The sequence below is a fragment of the Rhizobium sp. 2YAF20 genome (genome assembly GCF_052114685.1).
Lineage (GTDB): Bacteria > Pseudomonadota > Alphaproteobacteria > Rhizobiales > Rhizobiaceae > Rhizobium.
The window spans coordinates 1-536 of record NZ_JBFRFF010000141.1 but is presented as its reverse complement, the minus strand read 5'-3'; the positions used below and the strand labels follow the sequence as shown (position 1 = coordinate 536).

Below are 536 nucleotides of genomic sequence, written 5' to 3'. Positions count from 1 at the left end.
GGTCGCGTAGGGGGTCGTCCGGCGGTGCTTGATGTTCTCCTGCCACTCCGCCGGGATCTGCCGGACGAGGTCGCGCGCCGAGAGCACGACGTGCACCTCGGTCCCCGGACCGTCGACCGAGGCGACCGCGCGGGCGACCTGGGCGCGGGAGGCGGTGGCGAGGATCTCGTGGCTGATGATCGCGGTGCCGTCCCACTCGCGGACCTGGCCGGCCAGCCGGTCCCAGGCGCCGACGGCCTCGCGCTCGATCCCGCCCCAGGGCAGCTGCAGGAGGTCGAGGGCGGCGAGGAAGTGCGCGTCGAACCGGTCCGCGGCGTACAGGATGCCGCGGTCGCGGAGCGTGTCGCGCTCGGTGAAGAGCAGGTCCTGGACGAACGACGTGCCGGTCTTCGGCGCGCCCACGTGCAGGATCACCTTCCGCGCCATCAGGCCGTCCCTCCGCTCGCTCGTTGCCACAGCTCCGCGACGAGACCGAGAGCGAGCTCGAGCACGTCGGCGGGGTCGACCGAAGCCGGTCGCTCACGATCCGTGGTCGG

1 protein-coding gene is annotated in these 536 nt (G+C 73.1%); it reads right to left on the bottom strand.

Annotated elements, in window-relative coordinates:
• The coding region (locus AB4Z52_RS36315; RefSeq protein WP_442222628.1) for a hypothetical protein at positions 1-426 on the bottom strand (426 nt) is incomplete at its 3' end.
• Positions 427-536 lie beyond the last annotated feature (110 nt).